Origin of the sequence: Desulfosporosinus meridiei DSM 13257 (assembly GCF_000231385.2) — a bacterium.
GTDB classification, from domain to species: domain Bacteria; phylum Bacillota; class Desulfitobacteriia; order Desulfitobacteriales; family Desulfitobacteriaceae; genus Desulfosporosinus; species Desulfosporosinus meridiei.
Genome location: NC_018515.1, coordinates 4,492,446 through 4,518,191, shown reverse-complemented (window position 1 = coordinate 4,518,191; position 25,746 = coordinate 4,492,446). Strand labels below are relative to the sequence as shown.

Genomic DNA, 25,746 nt, shown 5'->3' with positions numbered 1-25,746 from the left:
TAGGATAAGTCATGAGGATTTTAGCAATTGTTCCCGCCTTAAATGAGGCAAATAATATTGGTTCCGTAGTCCGAAATCTGCTGACCACGTCTGCTTGGCTGGATGTCCTGGTCATTGATGATGGGTCGACAGATCAGACAGCGGAGATAGCTCGCGCACATGGGGCCAAAGTGATTTCTTTGCCGGTGAACCTGGGCATCGGAGGTGCGGTTCAAACCGGCTTTCTCTATGCCTTAAAGAATAACTATGATATTGCCTTGCAGGTTGACGGCGATGGACAGCATAGGGGAGAAGAAATCAAGAAGTTAGTAGATCCTGTCATTCTCAAAGAAGCGGATGTCACTATTGGATCTCGATTTGTTGAGAAGACATCCTATAGATCTGCCTGGCCTCGGCGACTGGGAATCTATCTGCTAAGTAAAACAATTCAGTCCGTGGTGCGTAAGAATTTTACGGATCCTACTTCGGGATTTCGGGCTTATAATAAGAAAGCTTTAAGGATTGTGGCCGCCCATTATTCCACTGACTATCCGGAGCCGGATGCAATTGTTACTTTGCTCAAAAATGGGCTGCGGGTGATGGAAATATCTGTGGAAATGGATCCCCGCCTCTCAGGAAGCTCTTCAATTACGCCCTTTAAGAGCGGGTATTATATGTTTAAAGTGAGTCTGGCGATTATACTTAATTCGATGATGAGCAGGATTTGGGATGAGTAGTTGAGATTGATCACACTCGTGAACCTTGGCTGTATACTGTGCATAAAGTAACTGTAAGAGCCTTTTGGGTTCATGAGTTTTGTTCTTATATGGATAAATAGAATGGCGGGCTGATGATAATTAAATGTGAGCAACCTCAATTATGAATCCCTTCAAATTCGTCAGTGCTGACGAATTTGAAAAAAGCATAGAGTAAATAATGATGAAATAAATGTAAATACTTGGTATAATAATCCCTAAGGGGGTGGACAAGTGACATTATCTAAAGAACGTAAGAAATATACTTATGCGGACTATTTGAAATTTCCGGAGGATGAACGCTGGGAAATTATCGATGGAACACCCTTAATGCAGTCGGCTCCAACTTGGCAGCATCAAAGCATATCCAGAGAGTTAATATTGCAGTTCGGCGAGTATTTACGTAACAAACGATGTCAGATATTTGCTGCACCCTTTGACCTAAGGTTACCTGAGATCGGAGAAAAATCTACTGATAAAGATGCAACGAATGTTTTTCAACCGGATCTTTTAGTCGTTGACTTAGACAAGGTTTTTGATTTTTAACTTGCGATACGGAGGTAGAATTAAGAACTACAATAAAAAACGAGATGGCAGGTTTAACCCTACCATCTCGTTTCGTTGTTTCATTAAAGTTCGTAATATTGCTCTATCGAAGTAAACTCATACTCCTTCAAGGTGCGGATCAATTTTTGTTCACAACTTTTAATCCCATAGTAATGGATGAGGCTTTCTTTGAGACTGAGTTTAAGACGAGGCTGCCCGGGGTCGATCTCACGAGGGTGAAGATAGACAAGCACCGGCTGCCCTTCTCTATTGACGGCTTTAATACACTGGGAGATTACGAGGTACGGAAGTACTCGGAAGTAAAAGCCTCCGGCAAAGGGAATGTTCTGGTTGAAAATACGCACTGTGGAGGAAGGAACCTCGAGCAGGCTAAGTAATCTGCCCTCATGCTTTGGGTGGTGGGGAAAGCGGGGAGAGGAGGGGAGTCCATAGAGATAAGTTTCAATAGGAAAGACACTGGCATCATAAATAAAGCCTAATTCTTGCAGGATCTCCCAGGCCCAGAGGGATTTTGGAGTAATAGACCACGAAGGAGCTCGGTAGCCTTTGACACTCTTGCCGATAATGTCTTCCACCAGTATTTTGGCTTTACTGACGTCTGCTTTGAACTCATCAGGTGTTTGCTCATAAATAAGTTGGTGCCCATAGCCATGAGAAGCAATTTCGTGGCCTGAAGCAGCAATATCCCTGATCAGTTGAGGGTGCTTTTCGGCGACAAAACCCAAGACGAAGAAAGTGGCCTTAGCATTATATTCTTCAAAGAGAGATAAGAGACGTTTTGTATTTTGGACTATACGCACTTCGTATGAGTTTTGGTTATCAAAGATGTTTTCATGGTAGTTGGCATGAAACCACTCTTCCAGATCGATGGTTAGAATATTCTTCATTGCTTAACTCTACTCAACTTTCATAAATGCTTACCGCCAAAAACATTTTAGCTAACATCTACAATTATATAGGATTGAATTGAAATAATGTTATAGATTTTCCCATAAAAAATCTTAATTCCTATTAGGCTTGCTAACAAACCTCATTTACCCTCTTAGGCAATCAGAATCTTATGATTTTTCCTCTGAATATCCAACTCAGACTTTAGGTAATTCCGATAAGAGTGTGAGGCTGCTCCGGGGCTTGTACCAAGAATCTTACGCGCGTAAGATTCTTGGTACAAGCCATCCACATATATTACGCAAGACTACCCCTAAACCCTTGAAAAGTCTAGACTTTTCGATAATTAGCAATTACTACATAACCTTTTCGATTTAATAAGAATTTAGAGCAGAAAGAGACCACAGGAAATCTAGTCAACGATTGTATTTTATGAAAACCTTAGGAAATCCCCTAGATGACATCGTAATCTCCCATTGTTAAGAACCACTGATTTAGCTGGAGAAAGGGATCAGAGCCATTTTCTCCTTCACGATTAATATCATTTGTGGCTCCAAGCTTTCTGTAAATCACGGGGAAGGGCTGAGGCTCTAAGGATTTTGGGCAAGTGAGGAATCCACTGCTCTTAAGGATACGAGATTCTTCGGTGTGGGCCAGCATCAGTGACCCGGCCAAGTCCATATTATTATCAACAAAGAAGCGAAGCAGTGAATTGACCAGACATTTTCCGGCGGCGGGGTGTTCTGAGTCCACTAAGAAATCCACAATCATCCCGGAAGACATATCGGCGACTTCAGTACACCGTCCGACAATATAGCCCAGCAGCTCTGAAGAGTTCTGCCGGCGAACACCATAAACTTTATAATCACGCAGTGGAATATCAAAATACCGCCAACGGAGATAGTTGGCATTACGAACTCCTATTATGGGATACTTGTTTTGTACCTTAGCCCAGAAAGCATCCATTCCAGATAGATCTGAGACGGAGAGGGGATAAACAACATAACGGTCATCGGAGGTATTCCTTACCTTATAGAAGAGGTCAAAGGGCCAAGCGAGTTGAGCAAGTACTGGACCCAGTTTCTTTCTGACCAAGGCTCTAGTGTTTAAAGGGCGGAGTAAGAGAGGAACCCGGCCCAAGTCCGTAAAACCCAGCTTTTTTAAGAATCCCGGATAGGAATTAGGATTGGGGAACCCATAACAGAAGCGGGATCCTTCCTCTGCACAGTCCTGATAGACCGCCTTGGCCAAACCTGTGAAGATTCCTTGCCCACCATAGATTTGCCGGGTCAGAGTGTTTAAAGAGAGGGTTCCCTGAATCAGCTCATTAAAAGCTTTAAAATTCATGGGGATGACTACATATTGCCCCGCCAGCTGACCACTTTCCACATCTCGGGCTAAGCGGATCATGGCTGATCCGGCGGGGTTCTCTTCATATTGCCATTTTAAAAACTGCAAATCGGAAATCCAAGAATCCCCGTAATATTCACGGGTCATTTCAATAGTTTCCGGTAGATTCTCAGGCTGATATTTAAGGGATTTCCACATTATTGATGCCTACTTTCGAGTGATAATAATTACGCCCAGGCAGATTACAATTACCCCGATGACTTTCGAGGCGGTGAGCTGCTCCTTAAAAATTGTTGTTCCTATAAGAAGGGCAAAAATAAAGGCCGTACTTTGAATAGGATAGACGTAGCTAAGTTCACCTTTATTCAAAATATAAATCCAAAGAACTGAAGCAACTGCATACACCATAAGTCCGGAAATCACATAAGGACTTAAGAAAAGGCGCAGGAGCTGACCGAGGCTATGTATCTCTTTCCCGGATGCCCCTAATTTCCAAAGGGTTTGCCCGGAGACCATGAGCACCGAATTAACGATGGTTAGGAGAACCAGCAAAATGTCCACCTCATACTTCTTTAATCTAGAATGGCTTCTAAAACATTATACAATTTGAGAGGTTTTAAGCAAGTCAAATGACAAATTAAGATATATAGATTTGGCTTCCGGTTGATAAACGTCTGTAATGTCTTTATCTTTTTTTCCGGCCTCCGATAGTCCTAAATCAAAGGGTGCTGCAAATACTTCACAAGGTTTACCCAGCATATAATTGGCAAACTGTCTAAGTAACTCCCTGGATATGCTCTGATGCTGCCAAGAGGGTGCTGATTGCATATAGGGCACCCCATCGATAATTTCCCATCGCTCATCACCAGGAAATAATAAGTAGTCAGTATAGGTATGCTTCCTTACATCGTTTGATCTGGTTGTAATTTGTGATAAAGATAAGTTAAAGGGGACGGGCTATTTTGGAGTGCCGGATTTAGTCATAGAGATAATCTCCCCCTCAACTGCCAAGAAGGACAGGCTTTTGAAATTTAATAGGTATGAAAAATTTGGAGTTAAAGAGTATTGGATTGTTGAGCCGGATGTGAAGCTGGTAAGTGTATTCATATTGCAGAGTAATGAGCGATATGGAAGGCCGGAACTATATATCGAATTAAATGATGTCAAAGTATCGATTCTTCCCGACCTGATTATTACGTTAAACACAGTTTTTGAGTTTTAAAACTGGACATGAGATTTCCATAATACTAAGCCGTTCACTGCGAACAATCCAGTGAACGGTTTAGTATTAGTTGCTGAGGTAAGCCATAGCGGCATCTGAGAGATTCCTGCCTTGCAGAATAAGATGAAAGGCCAGGGCGAGATGAGCAAGCAAGGATGGAGCAAAAGAGGGAGCCTCCTAAAAGGGGGCATACAAGGTCCCCCTGTTGCTAATTTACGGGCTCTATTATAAAAAACTTAACAAATAAAATTGATTTTTCATCCATGACAATCGTTACATTAGTCTTGCCGCGAAGATCCGATAAGGATTTAATGGTGATATCGTTATTGTCTACACCATCAAGTACCAAACCCTTGTCGGCAAGCCTGTAGGTGTCACCATTTGAAAATTTGACTGTTTTGTTGCCAAAATCAACGCTAGCAACTGTCAAATCAGTTATGACACGTGCAGCGTATTCTTCAGTTCCATCACTGATAATATCCGAACCGGCTGTAGCGAATCCTCGGATCAGCATATTGTTATTTCTATCAAGTCCAAGTATTATTACATCTCCTTTGGCAAGACCGCTACTGGTTTCAAATCCTGTAATCTTATCTGCTGAAAATGTTTGCAGTTTGCCATCTGCATATGCTGTAACACTAACAATTTCTTGCTTTGTATTACGAAGAATGTCAGTAGCCACAGCTTCCTCATAAATGACATCTGAAGTATCGACAGCATCGTACCAAACAGCCATTATTTCTAGATTAGCGTTGTAAATGAAGTTTCCGCTAATTATTTTAGAACCTTTGTAGTCACCGAAAGTTGATATGATGTAATCATCTGCATCGGTATCTTCATGACCTTCAGTTGCATCAAACATAAGTGTGCTGGGTGTCAACTTGTAACCTCTTAGATACTTGTCACCGCCCCTAAGGCTGTCAGCTCCCGTAATTGTGTCGCAGCCAATCTCATGAGCATTACCACTAAAGAAATCGATTTCTAGAAGATTGTCCTCATCATCTAAGTGTAACTTGACTAAACTTCCTGCGTCAGCCTCGTTATTAAACAAAATATTTACGTCAGCCTTCACAGTGGTATTATCTTTTAGTTTAATTCCAGTGTTACCAGAGATTAAAGATGCTGTCCAATCTTTTGAACCACGGTTATTGATAGCGTATTTAATGCCATCTACTGTGATTTTATCAAGACTTTCCAGATCGATATCAAAGGAAAGTTTTTCCTCATTTTGTGTCAAAGCTTTAATCTCTACTCTATCCCTAGCTGTTGTATAACCTAGGATATCCTCAGTTAGAGCCGCAATTTTCACATAACTGCCAAGATTGTCTACTTCTCCGTCAATAAAGATAAGGTTTCCGGCATAATCGGTATAAAGTTCAACCTCTCCGGCAGCTTGAAGCTCTTTTGCTGCATCAGAGTCTACGTCAGTAACATCGCCGTCTTCATCGAGGTATACCGCTTGTTGCGTATAATCGAAGTCAGCTGCCACATCATCGTCATAATCGAAATCGTAAATTTCTCCATTCACTTCAATGGAGTCGACATATACTGTGTTGATCTCGCCACTCACCGCTTGGTTATTCAACACTTCAGCGTAACCGTCACCATTATCAGCGTCATCATTAAAGAATAATAAATCTCCTTTTTTGAGATCAGCTAAGGAAATAACCTTTCCACCTTTTATAATAGACGCATTTGTTGCATCAAATGAACCAACTGAAGCAGGGCCGTCAACTCCTGTAACTTCGCTTTCGTCGACAGAATCGACTATTAAGACGTCTTTTAAAGAATAGGCACTGACAAACACAATGTTTCCATATTTGTCAAAGACTATTTTAGCAAAATTAAACTTTTTATTAAGCTGGTCAGCAATGTCTGCTTTTTGACCATTTAAGTAAAAATCAAATTTTTGATTATTTGTATTGAAATAGTTTTCCTTAGAAACATAATAAATCTTTTTTTCAGAAAGAAGTTCAATTTGATTTGCTTTGGCAACCTTTATCGCATCAGTCTTTGAAATAAAACTCGTAATTTTATAGTTAGTTAATTCATTATCTCCATCGTACCAAACTTGTACAAGTTCACCCAGCGCAGCTTGATAATCAAAATTTAGGCTATCAGGTATTTTTAAAGTAAACTTCTTGCCAGTTTTATCGTCATAAGCTGTAATTTCTTTATCCCTAACGTTGAAATCCTGTACACGAACCTTATTGGAATATGCTCGGTTGAAAATAGCTTTTAGAATGATCCCATTTGCCTTTACAGTAAAGTTATAGTCTTGGGCATATTTAAGTACAGCCTCAGTATTACTCCCTGCATACAATTCAATGGTTGCAGTCAGACCATTTGCAGACATTTGTACGCTACTGACCCCGTAACGATCTAAGGTGTCAGCGTTTAGGATAACGATGTCTGAAGCTTGAAGTCCGGTTATAGGTTTACTGAAAAAAATTTCTATGAAACGGTTACTATCGTCAAGAGCCGTTACTGATACGATTGCTAACTCTACAGGTTTTGAAACATTACCTGTAGAAACTCCAACACGTACACTTTCAGGAACAACGGCTGTACCGCCAAGAGCAGTGACGACAGCGCTAGAGTTTTTGCTGTATATGAAAGCAGCTACGGCAGGAACGGTGCTGCCATCTGTGAGTAGGATAGGGGATTTGGTTTGAGCTGCAAGTGGAGCACCCGCAAGAGCATCAATACCGGTTAAACCGTTTGCAACATAGATGTTGTCAAATGCTAGGGCAGCGGCAAAGTCCTGGATAATTTGGTTGTTGGTGTCGTAGGCAGTCATTCCAGCGTGGCGAGTAGCATCGGGAAGTCCAGTTTTTACCTCATCGCTAATGACAGCACTTCCACCGATAACGTCACTGGCAGTGATGCTGGCGTTAGCAGCTAAGTAAGCAGCTACGCCAGCAGGAAGAGCATCTTTATCAGTTAAGAGGATTGGTTCATTAGCAGCAGAAGCAACTGCAGCAATGGAAAGTGCGTCTACAACAGTGTTTGCAACTGCAACTTTAGTTACGCCAGTCATTTTCTTAGCGATGTTGACGGATGTTTCAGCACGGTCAAATCCGCCAAGAGCAACGACTTCAATGCCCATACCTTTTAACTCATCAATAACGCCTTGTTTAATAACAGCAGTTCCGCTGGTTACATAAATAGTTTTAACTTCGAGTTTGGTAAGCTCAGCTTTAGTAACAGCATCCAGTATGTCTCCTGCTCCGGTTAAGAGGATGGGGGCTTGTAGAGAAGCAGCGAGTGGACCGGCGGTCAACGCATCAACCGTACCATAGGATGTTGAAGAAGCGAGAATTGCAGTGCCTGTATAACCTGTTTGATCGGCAATTGCGACAGCAGTTTGTTCGGCACTTACACCCGCTAAACGAGTTGGAATTAGTCCATTAGCGAATGAGTTAAAAGGGGTCAATGTGAGTGCCATTCCAACAATAACTAAAGATGCTATGATTTTTGTTATCTTTCTCATAGTTGAATTTCTCCTCACAATTTAAGAAAACTATGTTTGATGTATCTCAGTTCTTTCTTAGAGACGCTTATTAGTCCTCTCTCCCGCACATAATTCTAAATGCTGCTATGGCATTAACACAGAGGGAAGAATATTAAACAAGGAAAACACCGTTAGCAAAAACAACTTTATTTTACGGGAGTAAGTAAAGGAGAGTATCCCTCTTAGTAAAGGACAGGGGGAAAGGGAACAGTCCCTCAATAGTTAAGAGAGCCTCTCGTCTTAAATGAAAGGCGAGAGACTCTCTTGTTTAGTTTTCGGAACGTTACCTATTGATGAAGGTTTGATCCTAGTAGAAACAATTAGTTTTCAATAACAAAGAACTTAGCGAATGAACCAGTTTTTGCATCTTTAACTACAGTTACATTAGTCTTGCCGCGGAGATCGGATAAGGATTTAGTTGTGATATCGTTGTTATCTTTGCCATCAAGTACTAAACCGCCATCGGCAAGCTTGTAGGTGTCGCCGTTTGTAAATTTGACTGTTTTGTTGCCAACATCAACGCTTTCAACAGTCAAGCCAGGTGTTACACGACTTGCATACTCATCAGTGCCATCATTAGTGATATCCGAAGTGGCTGTAGCAATTCCTTTTACTAACGTAGCATTATCTTTGTCAAGTTCAAGCACTACTACATCGCCTTTAACGAGGCTGTTATCAGTAACTTTATCGACTGTAAATGTTTGCAATTGACCGCCTGCGTATACAGTAACGCTGACTATTTCTTGCTTTGTATTACGAAGGACTTTAGTAACTACAGCTTCATCATAAGTGACATCTGAGCTATCTGTGGTATCATACCAAATAGCCACTACTTCTTGATCAGCATTATAGATGAAGTTTCCGTTAACGATTTTAGAACCGTTGTAATTGCCGAAGGTAGATACTACAATATCATCTGCATCAGTATCAACACTATCGTCAGTTGCATTAAACAGAAGTGTGTCTGATGTCAACTTGTAGCCGCTAAGATACTTATCGCCAGCTTCAACGCTGTTTGCAGCAGTAATTGTGGCATAACCAATGGCAGTTGAACTGCTACTAAAGAATTCGATTTCCTCGAGATTACCATTGTCATCTAAGTGTAATTTGACTAAGCTTCCAGCATCAGCTTCGTTATTAAACATGATATCTACAGGAGCTGCTACTGAAGCGTTATCGGTTAGTCGAATACCAGTATTGCCGGCGATTAACGATGCTGTCCAATCTTTTGAACCGCCGTTATCAATATCATGTTCGACACCATCTACTGTAATTGTTTCAAAAGCTTTTAGATCCATATCAAAGGAGAGTTCATCTCCATCTTGAGTTAAAGCTTCAATTTCAACTTTATCTCTTGATGTTGTATAACCAATGATATCTTTAGTTAGAACTGAAACCTTTTCATTACTGTCAACATTAACAACGTCTCCACTGATAAAGATCAGGTTACCCGCATAGTCGGTATAAAGTGCCACTTCTCCGGCAGCTTGAAGATCCTTTGCTGCATCAGAGTCTACATCCGTAACATCACCGTCTTCATCAATATAAACTGCTTGTTGGGAATAATCGAAGTCAGCTGCTACGTCAGCGTCATAATCGAAATCATAAATTTTCCCACCGACTTCAATGGAGTCCTCATAGACTGTGTCGATCTCACCGGTTGCGGCTTTGTTATTCAAAACTTCAGCATATCCGTCGTTATCATCAGCGCTATCGCTAAAGAATAATAAATCGCCTGCTTTAAGATCATTAATGGAAATTACTTTTCCGTCTTTTACAATAGTCGCATCTTTTGCATCAAATGAACCGGCTGAAGCTGAGCCTTCGACTCCAATAACTTCGTCCTTTTCAATTGAATCGACAATCAAGACATCTTTTAAGGAATAGGCGCTGACATATTCGATGTCTCCTGATTTGTCATAGCCAACTTTGGCGAAGTTAAACTTCTTGTTAAGTTGGTCGGCAATATCTACTTTTTCACCATCTAAATAGAAAGTAAACTTCTTATTTGTATTAGCATAGGTTTCGGCAGAGGTATCATATTTTTTGCCTTCTGAGAGAAGTTTTATTTGATTTACCTTTGTAATCTCAATGGCATCATTCTTAGCAGTTGAACTTACAATTTTGTAGTTAGTTAACTCTTTGTCCCCATTATACCAAACTTGTACAAGTTCGCCCAAAGCACCTTGATAATCAAACTTCACGCTATCAGGTACATCTAGAGTAACCGACTCACCGGTTTTGTCGTTATAAGCTACGATTTCTTTATCGTCTACGTTGATATCCTGGACACGAACTTTGCTGGAATAGGCACGATTAAAGGTAGATTTTAGAATTGTTCCACCGGCATTGATTGTAACGTTATAATCTTGAAGATATTGAAGTACTTCTTCAGCATCATCAGATGCATACAATTCAATGGTTGCGGTTAAACTGTTGGAAGACATTTGTACACTTTTAACTCCATAACGAGCTAAGGTGTCAGCGTTTTCAATCACAACATCAGAAGCTTGAAGTCCGGATACAGGTTTGTTGAAAGTAACTTCAATGAAACGGTTGCTGTCGTCAAGGGCACTAATTGAGACAATTGCCAAATCGCCAGGTACATTTGTAACGTTACCTGTAGAAACTCCAACACGTACACTTTCAGGAACAACGGCTGTACCGCCAAGAGCAGTGACGACTGCGCTAGAGTTTTTGCTGTATGTGAAAGCAGCTACGGCAGGAACGGTGCTTCCATCTGTGAGTACGATAGGGGATTTGGTTTGAGCTGCAAGTGGAGCACCTGCAAGAGCATCAATACCGGTTACACCGTTTGCAACATAGACATTGTCAAATGCAAGGCCGGCGGCGAAGTCTTGGATAACTTGGTGATTGGTATCATAGGCAGTCATACCAGCGTGACGAGTTGCGCTTGGAAGTCCAGCTACTACTGCATCACTGATAACGCCTGTTCCACCGATAACATCACTTGATGTGACACCAGCACTTGCTAGGTAAGCAGCAACGCTTGCAGGAAGAGCATCTTTGTCAGTTAAGAGGATTGGTTCATTAGCGGCAGAAGCAACTGCAGCTATGGAAAGTGCATCAACAACAGTGTTAGCAACAGCAACTTTGGTTACGCCAGTCATTTTCTTAGCGATGTTGACGGATGTTTCAGCACGGTCAAATCCGCCAAGAGCAACAACTTCAATACCCATACCTTTTAACTCATCAATAACACCTTGTTTAATAACAGCAGTTCCGCTGGTTACATAAACGGTTTTAACTGCGAGTTTAGTAAGTTCAGCTTTAGTAGCAGCGTCAAGAGTGTTTCCTGCTCCGGTTAATAGGATAGGAGCTTTTAAGCTAGCAGCGAGTGGACCGGCGGTCAATGCATCAACCATACCATAGGATGTGGAGGAAGCGAGAATTGCAGTGCCTGTATAACCTGTTTGGTCAGCAATTGCTACAGCAGTTTGTTCCGCAGTTACACCTGATAAACGAGTTGGAATTGGAGAAGCTGCAAAAACATTAAAAGGGATCATTGATAATGTCATGCCCGCAATGGCTAAAGATGCTAAAGTTTTTTTGGTCTTTTTCATTTAGTAAATTCTCCTCTCAATTTTGAAAACCTTTTGTAATTAACAATACTATCCACCAGTTCTTTCTAGAGACGAAACCCGGTTATCCGTCCCTCACCCCCCAATGATTAGTAGTTAAATGTTTAGACATTGCGCATTATCTAAAAATATGCTACTGGATTTCCGGAAGCGTCCCTCCCTGAAATTGCATTTCAGCCCAGCAGATACTTTTTAGAGCAACAAAAGAACTTGAAAGTTTAAAGGTTAGATTCGCTGTTTGTTATTTCCTCGTTGCAATATGAAGATTAACATATTAAACAGAAAAATACATTCCAAACATTTTGGATATGTTTCCAGTTATTGCTTACAATTACTATTTTGTAAGTTAAAGTTCAATAAACTGAAATGACATTAAAAATGGACTTGTATATTAGTAATAAAAATTCGCAAATATAAGGTTAAGAATGATACTGTTTGAATTCGTGAACATTTTGTGAACTGATCTTAAAGAGTTATTAACAAAATCATGGGGGGAGACAACCGATAAATGAATACTAAAAGGCCGTTCACTTTGGAAATTTAGTGAACGGCTTAATTATTCTTCTCATATTTAGGAGGTAGTTAAACTGGATTGATCCTCTTAAATTATCTCAGATGTTGCTTTAAGACCGAAAAGATCACACTTGAGCTTTCCGGGTTAACTGCCCAATATAAGGACCATGCACCGATTCCTCCCAGACCATATTGACTAAGCAACTCCATTTTAGCCTGCCAGCTTTGGGCATCGTCATAGTAGACAGTATGGATACCGTCAGCATCCGTATAACTGAAATAGGGTACCTGGGAAGCGTCTCGCTGGACAGCGCTATTATACTTGGCGATCAGTTCCATCATGCCGCTCAAGTCTTTATCTGAGGTTGTTCCGAAGAGTGTGTGCAGCCCGCGAGGGCGACGGTTATAGGGAGCGGAAGAGTTGCCCGTAGCTGTCCAATCTACCCCGTAGTAGGGGATTCCAAGGAGTACCTTGTGCATATCAACCCCTTGATCCCGGGTGTATTTCATAACCTTGCCGGCCCAGTCCAAGGGAGCAATGGGTCCGGGGGTTCCGTGGCTATAGTCATAAGTCATAACGTGGAGGTAATCCACATATTGAGCGAGAGCAGGGTAGTCAAATTCCGCCAGCCATGCTTCGGCTCCCGTGCGGGGCATTACAGCCTGAATAACTAATTTATTAAGAGGATGAAGTTGAGCGTAAAGTTCTTTCATGAACTGGGTAAGATAGGGGCCGGTCTCATTGCTCATAAATTCAAAATCAATAACAACCCCGTCAGCATTGACACTGCTGACTAAATTCATAATTTGTCCAATCAGTTTTGCTCGGGCTGTTGGAGAAGCCATGACAGTATCCACTGTCTTAGGGGTACTCCACGAGGATTGGAAAACAGGAAGAACCTTCAAATTACGGGATTGCACATAGGAAGTAAATTCCTTATAGTCCTTAGGCGTGGCATCCCACCCGCCCACGACATTGCCATCCGCGGTATCATCAAGATAATACCAACTTGGTGCTATGATATCTGCATAATCCGTAGCCGGAGAAGGAATCGACTTGACCTGATTGAGCATACCATTAATACCGCCTAAGCCGCCTTGGGTATACTGCAGGGAAACTCGCGCCTGAACATTGCCGGTACGAATGATACTTTCCATGGCGTAACTGATAACACCCCACCCCCCAAAAATCGTAAAGGCTGAGCCGGAAGCTCGCTTCTGTGTGAGATAACCGGTTGTCGTGCTACCTAACTGAGTACTGGGAATCAGGAGAATTGGTGCCTTAGTCTTTGCAGCCAAAGCAGCTCCTGCTAAAGCATCGGGAAAATTCTGTCCTGTTGCAACATAGACCTTAGAAGTGTCAAAGGATAGCTGATTTAAAACCACCGTATTCGTTTCGTACTGATCGTACCCGGCATAACGGGCGGTGACTTTTACCGGCTGAGGGAGTTTACTCAATTGTTCCTCGATACTCTCTTTAATGACAGCCGTACCGCCGATGATTGTCACCTCGGAAATCCCCAAATCATTGATTACCTTAGCTGTTTCTGGGGGCAGTGAATCCGAGCGGGTAAGTAGAATCGGAATTCCTTGAGCAGCTGCATAAGAAGAAATACTTAAAGCGTCGGGAAAAAGCTCACCGTTGACCAAAAAGGCTTGACTGGAACTTGAGGTGGCTGACCGGGCAATCTCTGCAGCAGTACCGTACTGATCCCAGCCCGCCAGACGTCGGGGCAAAATTCCCTGGCTTTTAAGAGCTTCTTCGATCCCGGTACTCAAGGCAACGGTTCCCCCGAGGAGATACACCTCCCTTGTATTGAGGCGTCTGAGTTCCTCGGCGACGGCGGGAGTTAAACGATCTGACTCAGTCAAGAGCAAGGGTCCATTGAGCTTATTAGCCAAGACGGTTCCCGTCAGAGCATCGGGAAAATTCTTTCCCGTTGCCAGCACAACGATAGGAGCATAATCCCAGCCCTGCTTAGAAATCTCCACTGCCGTATCATACAGTGTATTCCCATAAATTCGGTCTGTGAGGGATTCATTAGAAGCAGCCTGGGCCTTAAATGGAAGCAGAGGCGTCAGGCTTAATAGGATTAGAAGGCTGCATAAAAGACTTAAAGTTTTTTTTGTGATAAATTTCATTAATAGGTAAACCTCTTTCTTTTAAACATTTAAAACCGAGTTGATCTGTCAGTTGTTTACAGGGAATTACAAATAAGGATCGATTCTGTTCACATCGTTAAATATTCTTTAAAAACAAGCTAAAATCCTTCCTTCAGAAACCTCCAAATTATAACAGCAAGGGAAAACAAGGGAAGGCAAAGGAAAGTTAGATAATTTGTCGAATAAAAGTACTACAACCTAATTAAGTGTCTACCTTCAAATAACTGATCCACTAACACTAACATGCGTAGAAAGGCGTGGAAAAGATGTACAAGTGCTGGTTTTATCAAACCAAATCTGCGCTGCTATCTCTAGGGATTGTAGGAATGATGGTTCTAAATCTAGGAATAGCTCCGTTTCCTGCAATAGCAGAGGTTCGCGGTGCCACTCAGGAGGAATTAAGCAACTCAGATCTACACCAAGTTGTCCTTTCCTTTACGCCGGGGACAAATATTGATCAGATTGCTGAAGATTTTGGTGCCAAAGTTGTGAGGCAAGGCCCTTTAAACTTTGTCACCTTAGAATTATTGGAGAGAGATATTCAAGAAGCTATTGGAGAGTTAAAAAGTACACCTGGGATTATTAGCGCTGAAGAAAATCATGCTCGGATCATCCAAAGCCTTCCCGAGCCCCCTCCCGATGACCCTCTTTATATGAAGCAATGGTCACTAATCGGCAGAAATGTACCGGGAGCATGGGAAATGGGGGCAACGGGAGAGGGTGTGACTATAGCTGTTGTTGATACGGGTATAGACTTGAACCACCCGGATTTAATAGCTAATCTAGTCCCTGGCTATAACTCAATAACAGGTAGCGCAGCAGCCGGAGGGAATCAGGATAATAATGGTCACGGTACGGAAGTTGCCGGAATTGCAGCTGCCGAGCGCAACAGTATAGGGATTGTAGGAGTAGCTTATCAAGCAAAGATTATGCCCATCAAGGCCTTGGGTGCTACGGGAGTTGGGTATGATGATGCCATAGCGGACGGAATTATCTGGGCTGCGGATCACGGGGCAAAGATAATCAATTTAAGCTTAGGCTCAGAAAATGGGGCCACCTCCTCGGAAATTTTAAAGCAGGCAGTGACCTATGCTTATGATAAAGGTTGCTTATTAATTGCGGCCAGCGGAAATTATGATCCGGAGTCTCAAGCAAATCCGGGAGTGAGCTACCCTGCCGCGGATTCCCGGGTCTTGGCCATCACGGCAACGGATAAAACCGGTAAAGTGACCAGCTACTCCGCCACAGGCTCGGAAGTCGATTTAGCGGCACCGGGAGACTATATTCCGACAGACGGCTGGAGTCGAAGGGGAGGATCGGGGTACACTTACGCCAGCGGAACTTCTCTGGCCGCTCCCTTTGTCTCGGGGGAGGCCGCACTAATTTGGAGCCAGCACCCTGAATGGTCAAGAGATCAAGTGATCCAAGCCCTGGAGCAAGGAACGGAAGATTTAGGCTCAGCGGGACAGGACGATCAATACGGTTACGGACTGGTGGATGTGCAGTTAGCCTTAAATCTCAGCAATCAAACACTGGAGACTAAAACCTCCCCGGCGGTGATTAATTCCTTGGGCGGAATTGTCGAAGGGATGGGTGGGACAACCCAAGTTGCTTTAACAATCCCCCCTCAGGCCTTCGACCAAACAACGAATGTATCCTTAAAGGCTATACCAGCTCCCAGGGAATTACCCAATGGGGCCGCCTTCTTAACCCCGGTCTTTCAAGTTAACTGGGGAAATATCACTCCCCAGAAAATGCTCTCGCTGAAATGGAAGAACCCCGTGTTTAACGAGGAGGTTGAGGGGGCACTTTATCGCTGGAATGGTTCACGCTGGATTTCTCTTGGTGGGGAAATCAGTCCCGGAGAAGCCGGATTTGGCCTCTACCTGCCGGGTATTTACGCCTATGGGACAGCCCAGAACAGTGGTCAGCAGAGCCGGCGTTTCGCAGGAGTAACCGCCGAGGGGACAGCAGTCCAGATTTCTCAGGAAACATTTACAACCGGCGCAGATACAGTCATCATAGCCCAGGTCAATCAATTCCCGGATGCCTTGGCCGGAGCGCCCCTAGCCTATAAACTTCAGGCACCAATTCTGCTATCTTCGAACTTGGAGCTTACAGAAGATGTGCGAACAGAAATACAGCGACTAGCGCCGAAAACGGTCTATCTCTTGGGGGGTACAGCGGCTCTCTCAGCCCAGATTGAAGCAGAGCTTAACCAAACCTATGAAGTAAAACGTCTCTATGGCTATACAGCAGAAGGAACTGCCCGAGCAATAGCCCAAGAACTTGGCACCAAGGGCAAAGCGGTTATAGCAAGTGTCAATTACTTTCAAGACGCATTGGTCATCTCATCCTGGGCAGCCAGGCAAGGGATCCCTATCTTGCTGACCCTGCCCCAAACTTTATCAGTAGATACCCAAACTGCTTTGCAGGAGCTAAAAGTTACTGAGTCTCTGGTGATTGGAGGAACGGCGGTAGTCAGTGCCAAAGTTTTAGAGCAACTGCCTCTTCCTAAGAGAATCAGTGGAATGACGGCCTATGACACTGCAGCGGCAGTTTTGCAAAATTATCCGCCGATTTCAGCAAAGTTGGAATTAGCTACCGGAGAAAACTTCCCGGATGCCTTAACGGGAGCAGTAAGGGCAGCTTTTTACGGATCCAGAGTCGCCTTGGTTCCAACTCAGTCTGAGATTCCTGCCAGTTTGGCGTCTCTCCTGAAATCCTGGCAGGGCTATCAGATTGAAGCTTTAGGGGGAATTTACGCTTTGCCGGAAAATATAGTTCAAAGGGTGCAAGATTGGGTTCAGTAATTCCGTCTTTGTCTAGGGGACACTCTCAGAAAATAAACCTAGACAATAATAAAAGGCCTTTCCTAAATTTAAATCAAGATTAAAAAATTATCTTTCTAAGCCTAAAAGCAAATAACGGAATCGATTAATTAGGAGTGATGAAGTGGCAAAGTTAAAATGGAGACTCTTAGGAATATTGGTTTTAAGCTTAGGATTTCTAATGGGGGTTGAGAAAGTGGCCAGTGCCACTCCATTAAATTTAGAGACAGCAAGAATTTTTGGTACCCGTCAGATTGATACAGCTATCAACGTCTCTATAGAAGGGTGGAATCATGCAGAGACGGTCTTGCTCGCCAATTGTGATAATTTCCCCGATGCATTAGTTGCCGCACCCCTTTCCCATAAGCTGGACGCACCTATTCTGCTGACCCCAACCGGTGGGGTAGATGCCAAAGTTATGGCAGAAATTAAACGATTGGGTGCCCAGAAAGTTATTCTGTTAGGGGGAGTGGCTGCTCTTAGCCAAAAGGTGGAGCAAGATATTCTGAAAGCAGGTTTAGACAAGCCCGAACGAATCTATGGGTATGATCAATACGAAACAGCCCAAAAGGTCGCCGAACGGGTAGGGGCTAAGGGAGAAGTCATTCTGGCAAGCGGAGAACAGTTTCCCGATGCACTCTCCATATCAGCCTATGCAGGTGTGACAGAGACCCCCATTTTTCTGACAAAATCCAAAGAGATGCCCAGTTATACTCAGCAAGCACTTGAGGATCTGCAAGAGGAAGGGGATCTGCAGACGATTGTCGTCGGCGGAGAAGCCGTGGTGTCGTCTGCAACCTTAGGCAGCTTGAGAAATGTCCAACGAATTTTTGGCAACGACCGCTATGAAACCTCTGCAGAAATCTATGAGTTTGCCAGGGATGCCTTATCCTCTCAAACAGCATATTTAGTAACCGGCGAGAACTTTCCGGATGCTCTGGCAGCGGGCGGCTTAGCAGCAAAACGCCGCGCAGGTATTGTTATGACCCAAAGGGCAAATCTCCCGGGGCCCACCTATTCTGTTTTGTCCAGACCGTCAGAAAGTCCCCTTCAAGTTGTAATCATCGGCGGAGTGGCAGTAATCACAGACAAAGTGAAATTGATGCTGGAAGGTTCTGAGCAGCCACCTTATCTCTTGGCGGATCTGACCATCGTCATTGATCCGGGACATGGCGGCCCAGATCCGGGTGCTGCGGGTTCATCAGGAACCCTTGAGAAAAATAACACTTTGCCTGTGGGACTTAATCTGGCCGCATTACTGAGGTCAGCAGGGGCTCACGTCATCTTAACCCGCAGCACTGATGTCACACCGGCAGAGGGGGTCTATTCAGAACGGGCTGATCTTGAAGCCAGAACTAAAATAGCCAACGACTCCAAGGCGGATTTGTTTATCAGCCTGCACAACGATTCCTTCAGTAACCCTGCTGCTTCCGGAACAACAACCTATTATAGCTCGGTCAACCCATTGTCTCCTCAATCTAAAGCCTTAGCAGAAAGCATTCAGGCTGATCTGGTCAAGGCAATCGGCTTGCCCAGTCGAGGGGTGAAAGATGCAGCCTTTTATGTCATCAAGAATACAGAAATGCCGGCGGTTCTGGTTGAACTTGGCTTCCTATCTAACCCAAGCGAAGAAATACTTCTCGGTTCATCAGAGTTTCAAAGAACTGCGGCCCAAGGTATATATCAAGGAATTCTCAGCTATAAAGGTTTCTAAGCAACTAATTAGTATGCCTCAAAATTAAGCATTGATTCTTCAGACAAAGCATGTTAAATTTGTAACGTACTCTGCAAGGTCAATGAATTATTTGTAGAAACTCCACAAAATGCTCACAACTTGAGTCAAATTTTATGCTATACTCGTTTTATTCCATTAAAGTTATGTATATTTTATGACTAAAGGTGGAAAACTATTGAGTTTTAGTGTAAACTAAGACAAGTAACATTGGAAACTTGTCCGAGGGGAAATGCCAGCGCAAGTTCCTTATAAAAAAAATCGGACAGCAAGCAGGAATATTGGCTATTGTGAAGAATATATATAGCTAATATAGACCTTTTTGTGGTTTCTTCATTTCCTATGCGTTCTAAATGGTACGCCACAGGAGGGATGAACACCGTCATCCTTGGGGGGACGCTCCCGCTTATTCTGTGGATGCTTTTAGATATTGCGCAATGTCTAAAGATTGTGCTACACATTTTAAGGGGGTGAGGGGCGACCAAAAGACGTCCTAGTTACAGAGAGATGGTTCATTTTCCAAAAGAAAGAGATCCAATTACGAGAGGAGAAATTCACTACATGAAGAAAACTAAAAAAGCCTTAGCTTCCTTAGCTATCGCAGGTATGTCATTAAGCATGGTTCCTTTTAACGTTTTCGCTGCTTCACCAGTTCCAACTCGTCTTGCTGGTGTAACTGCTGAACAAACTGCAGTTCAAATCGCTGAGCAAACAGGTTACACTGGATCAGCAATTCTTGCTTCCTCCACTTCCTATGGTATGGTTGATGCATTAACTGCTGGACCGCTCGCAGCTTCTTTGAAAGCTCCTATTCTATTAACCGGAGCAGGAAACACTCTCGACGCTGCTACTAAAGCTGAACTTACTAAACTCGCAGTTAAAACCGTCTATGTAACAAGCGGAACCGCTGTTATTAAACAAGGTGTTATTGATGAGTTAAAAGGAATGGGTATCGAAGTTGTTGCTCTCGGCGGATATGACCGCGCTGAAACATCCGTCAATATCGCTAAGAAAATGACTGGTTTTTCCAAAGTTGCAATTGCTAACACTGTTGTAGACGCACTTTCCATTGCTGCAGTTGCTTCTGCTGCAAATGAGCCAATCCTCTTAACTGACAGAGATGCTCTTCCTGCTAGCGTAGCTGCTTACTTAGCAAGTGCTGGTGTTACATCAAGTGATGTTATCGGTGGAACAGGCGTTATCAGTGATGCAGTAGTAGCTGGACTTCCAAGCGCAACTCGCCACGCTGGCATGACTGCTTATGACACTAATAACCAAGTTATTCAAGATTTTGCTGCTGCCCTCTCATTTGAGAATGTTTATGTTGCAAACGGTGTAACCGGTATTGATGCTCTTGCAGGTGCACCACTTGCAGCTCAAACTAAATCCGCTATCGTACTTACTGACGGAAAAACCGTTCCTGCTGTAGCTGCTTTCACACACAGCCAGAATGCTGATGCTGTTGTAACTGCTCTCGGTGGCGAATTCGTTGTTCCTGAAACTGTTCGTGCTGGAGTTGCTGCTGGTGCAGTTACACCTGACTCCAACAAGTTGGAAATCGTTTCAGTATCTGCACTTGATGATACTAACAAGTATCTTGAAATTGTTTTCAGTAAACCTGTATATGGACTTCAAACTTCAGACATTACAGTGAAAAACGCTGATACAATGGCACGTTATGGTATTAAAGATGTACAGATGTCTTCTAACAGCCTAACTGCGACTGTTGAATTATACGCGCAAGATGATGCCGAGAGAGTACTTGAATACCTTCAAGACTATGTTGTTACAGTAAATGCAAATGGGTCAGTTCTAACTGCTACTTTTAATCGTCCGTATTCCTTTAAAGTCCGTGTGCAGGATATCAATGTAGGCGATAAAGAAATCGTATGCTATGTTGATAAAGGCACTAATGCCGGCGGAAAAGTAACTTTAGATGTGCCTGATGATGTTAAATTTGATTATCAAGCTGCAATGGGTGAACTCGTCCAAGTTTGGTATAACGGAGATAATGAATTAGTTAACTATAAGATTTTGACAACAACAGGAGTAACTGATTCAATCGAAGTGACCGATACGGATGAGATCAAACTTCTTGGAGAAGATAAAAAATATGATATCTCTGAAGAAACATACGGCTCTTCTTCTAAAGAAAAATTTGCTTTCTATGTAGATGGCGAAGAGGAAGATATTGCTGACTTCGTTGATGAGAAGTTTAACTTTGCTAAAGTTGGTTTTGACGCTTCCGGAGACATCGAATTCGTTAGTGCATATTCTTTAAAAGATGTCTTGGTTGTTGATTCAATCGATGACGAAGAAGTTGTTGGCATTGATGGAAGCGGCGGATTCGACGCTGAAGATGCTACTATAGTAAAAGATGGTAAAGTAATTGCTGTTGATGATCTCGAAAAAGGTGATTTATTGTTCTACAGCGAGGACGCTGATGATGAAGATGGTTATGCTGTAGTTCTGAATAATAAGATTGCCTCTGGTGCGATTGAAGAAGTCTATGATGATGCCATCGAAGTAGATGGAGAGACCTACGACTATGTTTATGACGCTGATGCATTCGAATATAATAATGGAACGGCTGTTTACATTAATGAAGACGGCGAAGTTGACAATGTAGATTCTGATGCAGCAGAAGAGCTTCAAGCTGCTGGTGACGTAGTACTTTACGGCGACTATGCTGGTAACTTGATTTATATCAGTGGGGACTTAGCAGATGTAGAAAGTAATTCAAAAGTTGCAGTCTTGACTAAGGATATTCTAGGTTATACAACATCTAGAGACAAAGTTGAGATTGAAGTTTTGACCCAAGACTCGGATGAACTTTCATTTGACATGAATTTAGAAGATTTGGATACCATTACTATTGATGGTGAAGAATATGACATTGATGTTGACGGTTCAAGCGATTGGGATGTGAACTTCGTTAAGTCTGGCAGTGTTATAACTGGTATCACATTAAATGATAATGAGACTCTGGCTAATGAAGATGTTCAAGTTATGTTTACTGGTACCGATGTTGCAGGTGATGCTGGTAGCTTAGTCAAGCTTCACTTAGATGATAATGGTAACATTGAAGAACTCGAATTCTTCAGTAGTTCATCAGGTTTAGTGGGTGTAGGTGCTATCACTCCAAGTAATTCCGTTGAAGCTGGCGATAAGTATATTAATGGTAAGAAGTTAACTTCGAGCACAATTATGTTTGATGCAACTGAAGACCAAGAAGATACTGATGCTGACGATTACATCGTATCGAATTTCGGGGACTACACTGGTGCTGAAATTGATGGTGGATCTTACATCTTTAATGATGATGCTGAGGTAGTAGCAATTTGGTATGGTAGTACAACCAGTGACGATATGTCTTATGACGAAGCAGTAGTTACTAAAGTTCTTCGTAATACGGATAAAGAAATTAATAGTATCACTGTATATGCTGGTGGAGAACTAAAAACAATAAAAGTGGATGATGTTAGAGCTGACGATATCGTTAAAGGTCAAGTAGTAATCCTTGAGTTTGACGAAGATAATATGAACTTAGTCAAGGGATTTGCTAGAACTGGTCACGATATTGACAGCAACTACTCTGGCCGTGTATCCACAGTAAGCGTTCCTAGTAATGGTGTTGACGTCGGTAACAAAACAGTAACGTTAAGTAATGGCACTAAGTACAAACTTGCTGACAACGGCTTAGTACTTGATGCTACCGATACCTCAGACATCACTAAAGAGAGCCTAACTGATCTTCGTGGCGAGACAAATGTGACTGTAGTATTAGATGCAAAAAATACATCATTTGTTAAGTTATTTGTTATCGGAGATGGTGCAGCTGTCACTCCTACCACACCTACAGGTGTAGTAACATTTGAAGACGCTGGAAATAAAGTGCTTTATGTTGATAATACTCCTTATGTATTAAGTGCAACTACGGCCCTTAAGACATCAAAAGGCAGTGTTATAGCAGTTGGCGATAGTGCAATCTTTACAGCTTTAGCTTCAAATGACGAAGTTAAAAATATCGCAGTTACTAGTGGAGTAGTGACATCATTGGTTGGTACTGAAGTAGCAAGCGTTCAAGTTCTCGCAGATCCTGTAGACACTGCAATTGAGGCATTACCAGCAGCTGCAAGTGTTACACTTGCAAATAAAGTAGCTGTTGATGCTGCAAAAGCTAGCTACGATACTTTAGCACCAGCAACAAAAGACTTTGTAAAAGCAGCTAACTTAACCAAGTTAAATGAGTTAGTAGCTAAGATTGCAACTTTACAAGCTGGTTCAGACGCTGCAGCTAATCAAGCAGCGGCAGGTGCAGTAGATACAGCAATTGAAGCATTGCCAGCAGTTACAAGTGCAGTAATTGGAGATGCAGCCGCTATTAACGCTGCAAATACTCAATTTATTGCATTAACAGATGCTCAAGAAGCTCTTGTAAAAGCAACTAACGTAACTAAGTTAAATGGCTTATTAGCTAAAATGGATAATCTACAAGGTGCAATAGATGTAGCATCTGACAAAACTGCCTTAGTATTAGGTTTCGGTGGAGCAGACGATGCTAACAGTGTAACAGTTAACTTAACTCTGGCCGCAGCTGGTGCATCCACTGATACAACTATTACTTGGGCATCAAGTAATACAGCTGTATTAGCTAATAATGGTGCAGTAACAAGACCTAATGGTGCTGACGTACAAGTTACTTTAACAGCAACTATCACATCAGACCTAGATGATACAGTATCAGTTACAAAAGTGTTTGTTGTAACAGTTAAAGGTCAATAATCTAAACTGAGCTTTTAGAAATTCGGTTTTAGATGACGAAGAACAACCCTGGCGGAGGAATCCAAAGGGGTTGTTCTTATTCTGATTCTGTATCTGGAGAGGGCGTAAAAAACAGTAAGCGGTGGATGGATAAAATAGCGACTCGTAAAAACCTTCTGTCTTTTGGTATCCTGTTAACAACAGTGAATATTAGAAGCCAGGAGGTTTTGTTATGGCTGGTGATTTAGCCCTAGAACAATGTTAGCGAGACCGCATTGAAGAATGCTGCCAAAGTGGGCTGAGTATCAAGAATTGGTGCGTTAAAACGGGCTGAAGATAACAGTTTATCATTATTGGGTCAGAAAGTTTAAACTTCAGGAACAGCTTGAGTCAGGAGATAATCCCTTTGTGGAAGTGGTTCTCCTCCCTAAACGCGAAAACAGTACAAAAGAAACAACCTCGCTTAAGGCGAAACTTTTCTTATCGTTTGGAGGCTACTGTATTGGTATACCCGATGGTTTTAATCCTGCAACCTTAGCGGAACTGGTAAAGGTTTTGCGAAAGCAATGATCCAGCATATGGCCGATCATGTTGAACATATTTATCTTGCCCTTGGATATACGGATTTCAGGAGACAAATTACGGACTTAACAGCGATGGTGGCCCTAAAGTTTAAGCTGGATCCCTATTCCGGCACGACGCTGATTTTGTTTTGCAATAAACGCCATACCGCCATCAAAGCCCTGAAAAGGCGATGGATTCAGTCACCTTTATAAACGACTGGAAAGCGGACGGTTTCAATGGCCAATGAGTGTCGAAGCCGTTGGCTCCATCGCCTCCCAGGTATTCCGATGGCTTCTTGACGGTCTCTCTATAGACCTATCTAAGGCTGTAAAAAAGATTAATATTACGGCCTCTTTTTAGCGGAAAAAAGTCCATCAAACGCACATCAATGCTGGATTTTGTACATTTTTGTGGTAAAGCGAAACCAGTAGGAAACGCTAAAGGAACTGAATTCATGAGTGCAGAAGAGCAGGTAATCCTACTCGAAAAACGCATAGGTGAACTGGAGCTAAAAAAACAAACGACTCCACGATAGTGTTGACTATTTGACTCGCAAGCTCTTCGGCAGAAGTACCGAGAAGACATCGTCCCTTGCTTTGGGGCAGATGTCTCTTTTTGATGAGGTTGAAACCCAAGCGGATCCACTGGCGCCAGAGCCTGATCTTAAGGAAGTACAGGGTTACCGAAAAAAGAAATTCAAAGGTCAGCGTAAGGAACTTTTGAAGGATATACCTCATGGTTAAAAGTATTTGTACTCTTGATGAACGAGAACGCCTTTGTGAAACGTGCAACACCGCTCTTGTGTCGGTTGGCTTCATTCCAGCGTCCGGAAGCCTTCCGATAGTAAACAAACGCCCGCATGAGCGGCGCAAGGAAGGATGTAGACTCACTCATTCCCAAACACCCCCTCAGGCATTGAACCGTTCTATACTGATTGCGCACTTCTTGAGATGATTAAAGTCGGCCCTCAGATACTTTTCAAGTGAATCGGGTGACGTATGGCAATGTTCTTGCGTCGTTCGCGTAGTTCAGGTAGGTAAGCCAATATTCTCGTGAGCGGTTCCGGACAGTCAGGGTTCTCTCTTATACAGGCTTTGAAAACTGCTGAGATGTCCTTTTTGTACGAGCAGCTTCGGCGCGTAATGTCGTCCTCGACTATGAAAACGGAGAATACAGCCGATTCTGTAATCGCATCAACAGTGTTTATACCTTTCTGCTGCAAAGCGTATAAAAAACTCGCCCCATGACTAAAAGGAGAAAGAGGCAATGGTACTGCATCACGCAGCCAGCGTCTGGTGCATA

General features: G+C 42.8%; 13 protein-coding genes and 3 pseudogenes. 9 read left to right on the top strand and 7 right to left on the bottom strand.

The annotated features are described in order from the left end of the window. The first annotated feature begins 11 nt into the window (after positions 1-11). Both DESMER_RS20795 and DESMER_RS20790 read left to right on the top strand, forming a co-directional pair. The gene (locus DESMER_RS20795) at positions 12-716 is read left to right on the top strand and encodes a glycosyltransferase family 2 protein (RefSeq protein ID WP_014905036.1); all 705 of its coding nucleotides are present in this window, start codon (positions 12-14) and stop codon (positions 714-716) included. Between the two features lie 252 nt (positions 717-968). Continuing rightward, positions 969-1,280 (top strand): Uma2 family endonuclease, encoded by a 312-nt coding sequence (locus DESMER_RS20790; protein WP_083856524.1) that lies wholly within the window; start codon positions 969-971, stop codon positions 1,278-1,280. Between the two features lie 83 nt (positions 1,281-1,363). Here DESMER_RS20790 and DESMER_RS20785 read toward each other — a convergent pair whose 3' ends face one another. The 4 genes from DESMER_RS20785 to DESMER_RS20770 all read right to left on the bottom strand — a co-directional run bounded on the left by DESMER_RS20785 (position 1,364) and on the right by DESMER_RS20770 (position 4,466). Next, positions 1,364-2,188, bottom strand: a complete 825-nt coding sequence (locus DESMER_RS20785) for an XrtA system polysaccharide deacetylase (RefSeq protein ID WP_014905035.1) — start codon at positions 2,186-2,188, stop codon at positions 1,364-1,366. 454 nt (positions 2,189-2,642) lie between these two features. Then, entirely contained in the window at positions 2,643-3,737 is a 1,095-nt protein-coding gene (locus DESMER_RS20780) for a GNAT family N-acetyltransferase (protein WP_014905034.1), read from the bottom strand. Positions 3,738-3,746: 9 nt separating this feature from the next. Then, entirely contained in the window at positions 3,747-4,100 is a 354-nt protein-coding gene (locus DESMER_RS20775; RefSeq protein WP_242831016.1) for an EamA family transporter, read from the bottom strand. A gap of 36 nt (positions 4,101-4,136) precedes the next feature. Beyond that, positions 4,137-4,466 (bottom strand): Uma2 family endonuclease, encoded by a 330-nt coding sequence (locus DESMER_RS20770; protein ID WP_148275312.1) that lies wholly within the window; start codon positions 4,464-4,466, stop codon positions 4,137-4,139. On the opposite strand from DESMER_RS20770, the pseudogene DESMER_RS20765 reads away from it, so the two are divergent. Then, positions 4,453-4,761: pseudogene (locus DESMER_RS20765) on the top strand (Uma2 family endonuclease); the annotation flags it as partial. The gene DESMER_RS20770 and the pseudogene DESMER_RS20765 sit on opposite strands and share 14 nt — an antisense overlap. A gap of 208 nt (positions 4,762-4,969) precedes the next feature. Here DESMER_RS20765 and DESMER_RS20755 read toward each other — a convergent pair. The 3 genes from DESMER_RS20755 to DESMER_RS20745 form a co-directional block, all read right to left on the bottom strand. Continuing rightward, positions 4,970-8,254, bottom strand: a complete 3,285-nt coding sequence (locus tag DESMER_RS20755) for a cell wall-binding repeat-containing protein (protein WP_014905032.1) — start codon at positions 8,252-8,254, stop codon at positions 4,970-4,972. Positions 8,255-8,595: 341 nt separating this feature from the next. After that, positions 8,596-11,859 carry a cell wall-binding repeat-containing protein gene (locus tag DESMER_RS20750; protein ID WP_014905031.1) on the bottom strand — a complete coding sequence of 1,088 codons (3,264 nt, stop codon included), beginning with the start codon at positions 11,857-11,859 and terminating at the stop codon, positions 8,596-8,598. 624 nt (positions 11,860-12,483) lie between these two features. Continuing rightward, a complete protein-coding gene (locus DESMER_RS20745) occupies positions 12,484-14,532 on the bottom strand; it encodes a cell wall-binding repeat-containing protein (protein WP_014905030.1) in 2,049 nt (682 codons plus the stop codon). Between the two features lie 287 nt (positions 14,533-14,819). On the opposite strand from DESMER_RS20745, the gene DESMER_RS20740 reads away from it, so the two are divergent. The 6 genes and pseudogenes from DESMER_RS20740 to DESMER_RS23285 form a co-directional block, all read left to right on the top strand. Continuing rightward, a complete protein-coding gene (locus DESMER_RS20740; protein WP_042334071.1) occupies positions 14,820-17,366 on the top strand; it encodes a S8 family serine peptidase in 2,547 nt (848 codons plus the stop codon). A 142-nt stretch (positions 17,367-17,508) separates the two neighbouring features. Further along, positions 17,509-19,098 carry an N-acetylmuramoyl-L-alanine amidase gene (locus DESMER_RS20735; protein WP_014905028.1) on the top strand — a complete coding sequence of 530 codons (1,590 nt, stop codon included), beginning with the start codon at positions 17,509-17,511 and terminating at the stop codon, positions 19,096-19,098. A 579-nt stretch (positions 19,099-19,677) separates the two neighbouring features. Then, a complete protein-coding gene (locus DESMER_RS20730) occupies positions 19,678-23,901 on the top strand; it encodes a cell wall-binding repeat-containing protein (RefSeq protein WP_014905027.1) in 4,224 nt (1,407 codons plus the stop codon). A gap of 545 nt (positions 23,902-24,446) precedes the next feature. Next, positions 24,447-24,656: an IS66 family insertion sequence element accessory protein TnpB gene (tnpB, locus tag DESMER_RS24990; protein ID WP_083856522.1), complete on the top strand. Its 210-nt coding sequence runs from the start codon at positions 24,447-24,449 to the stop codon at positions 24,654-24,656. After that, positions 24,643-24,804, top strand: a pseudogene (tnpB, locus tag DESMER_RS24985) (IS66 family insertion sequence element accessory protein TnpB); the annotation flags it as partial. The gene tnpB (DESMER_RS24990) and the pseudogene tnpB (DESMER_RS24985), both read left to right, overlap by 14 nt. Before the next feature lie 94 nt (positions 24,805-24,898). Then, positions 24,899-25,269: pseudogene (locus DESMER_RS23285) on the top strand (transposase domain-containing protein); the annotation flags it as partial. Between the last annotated feature and the right edge of the window lie 477 nt (positions 25,270-25,746).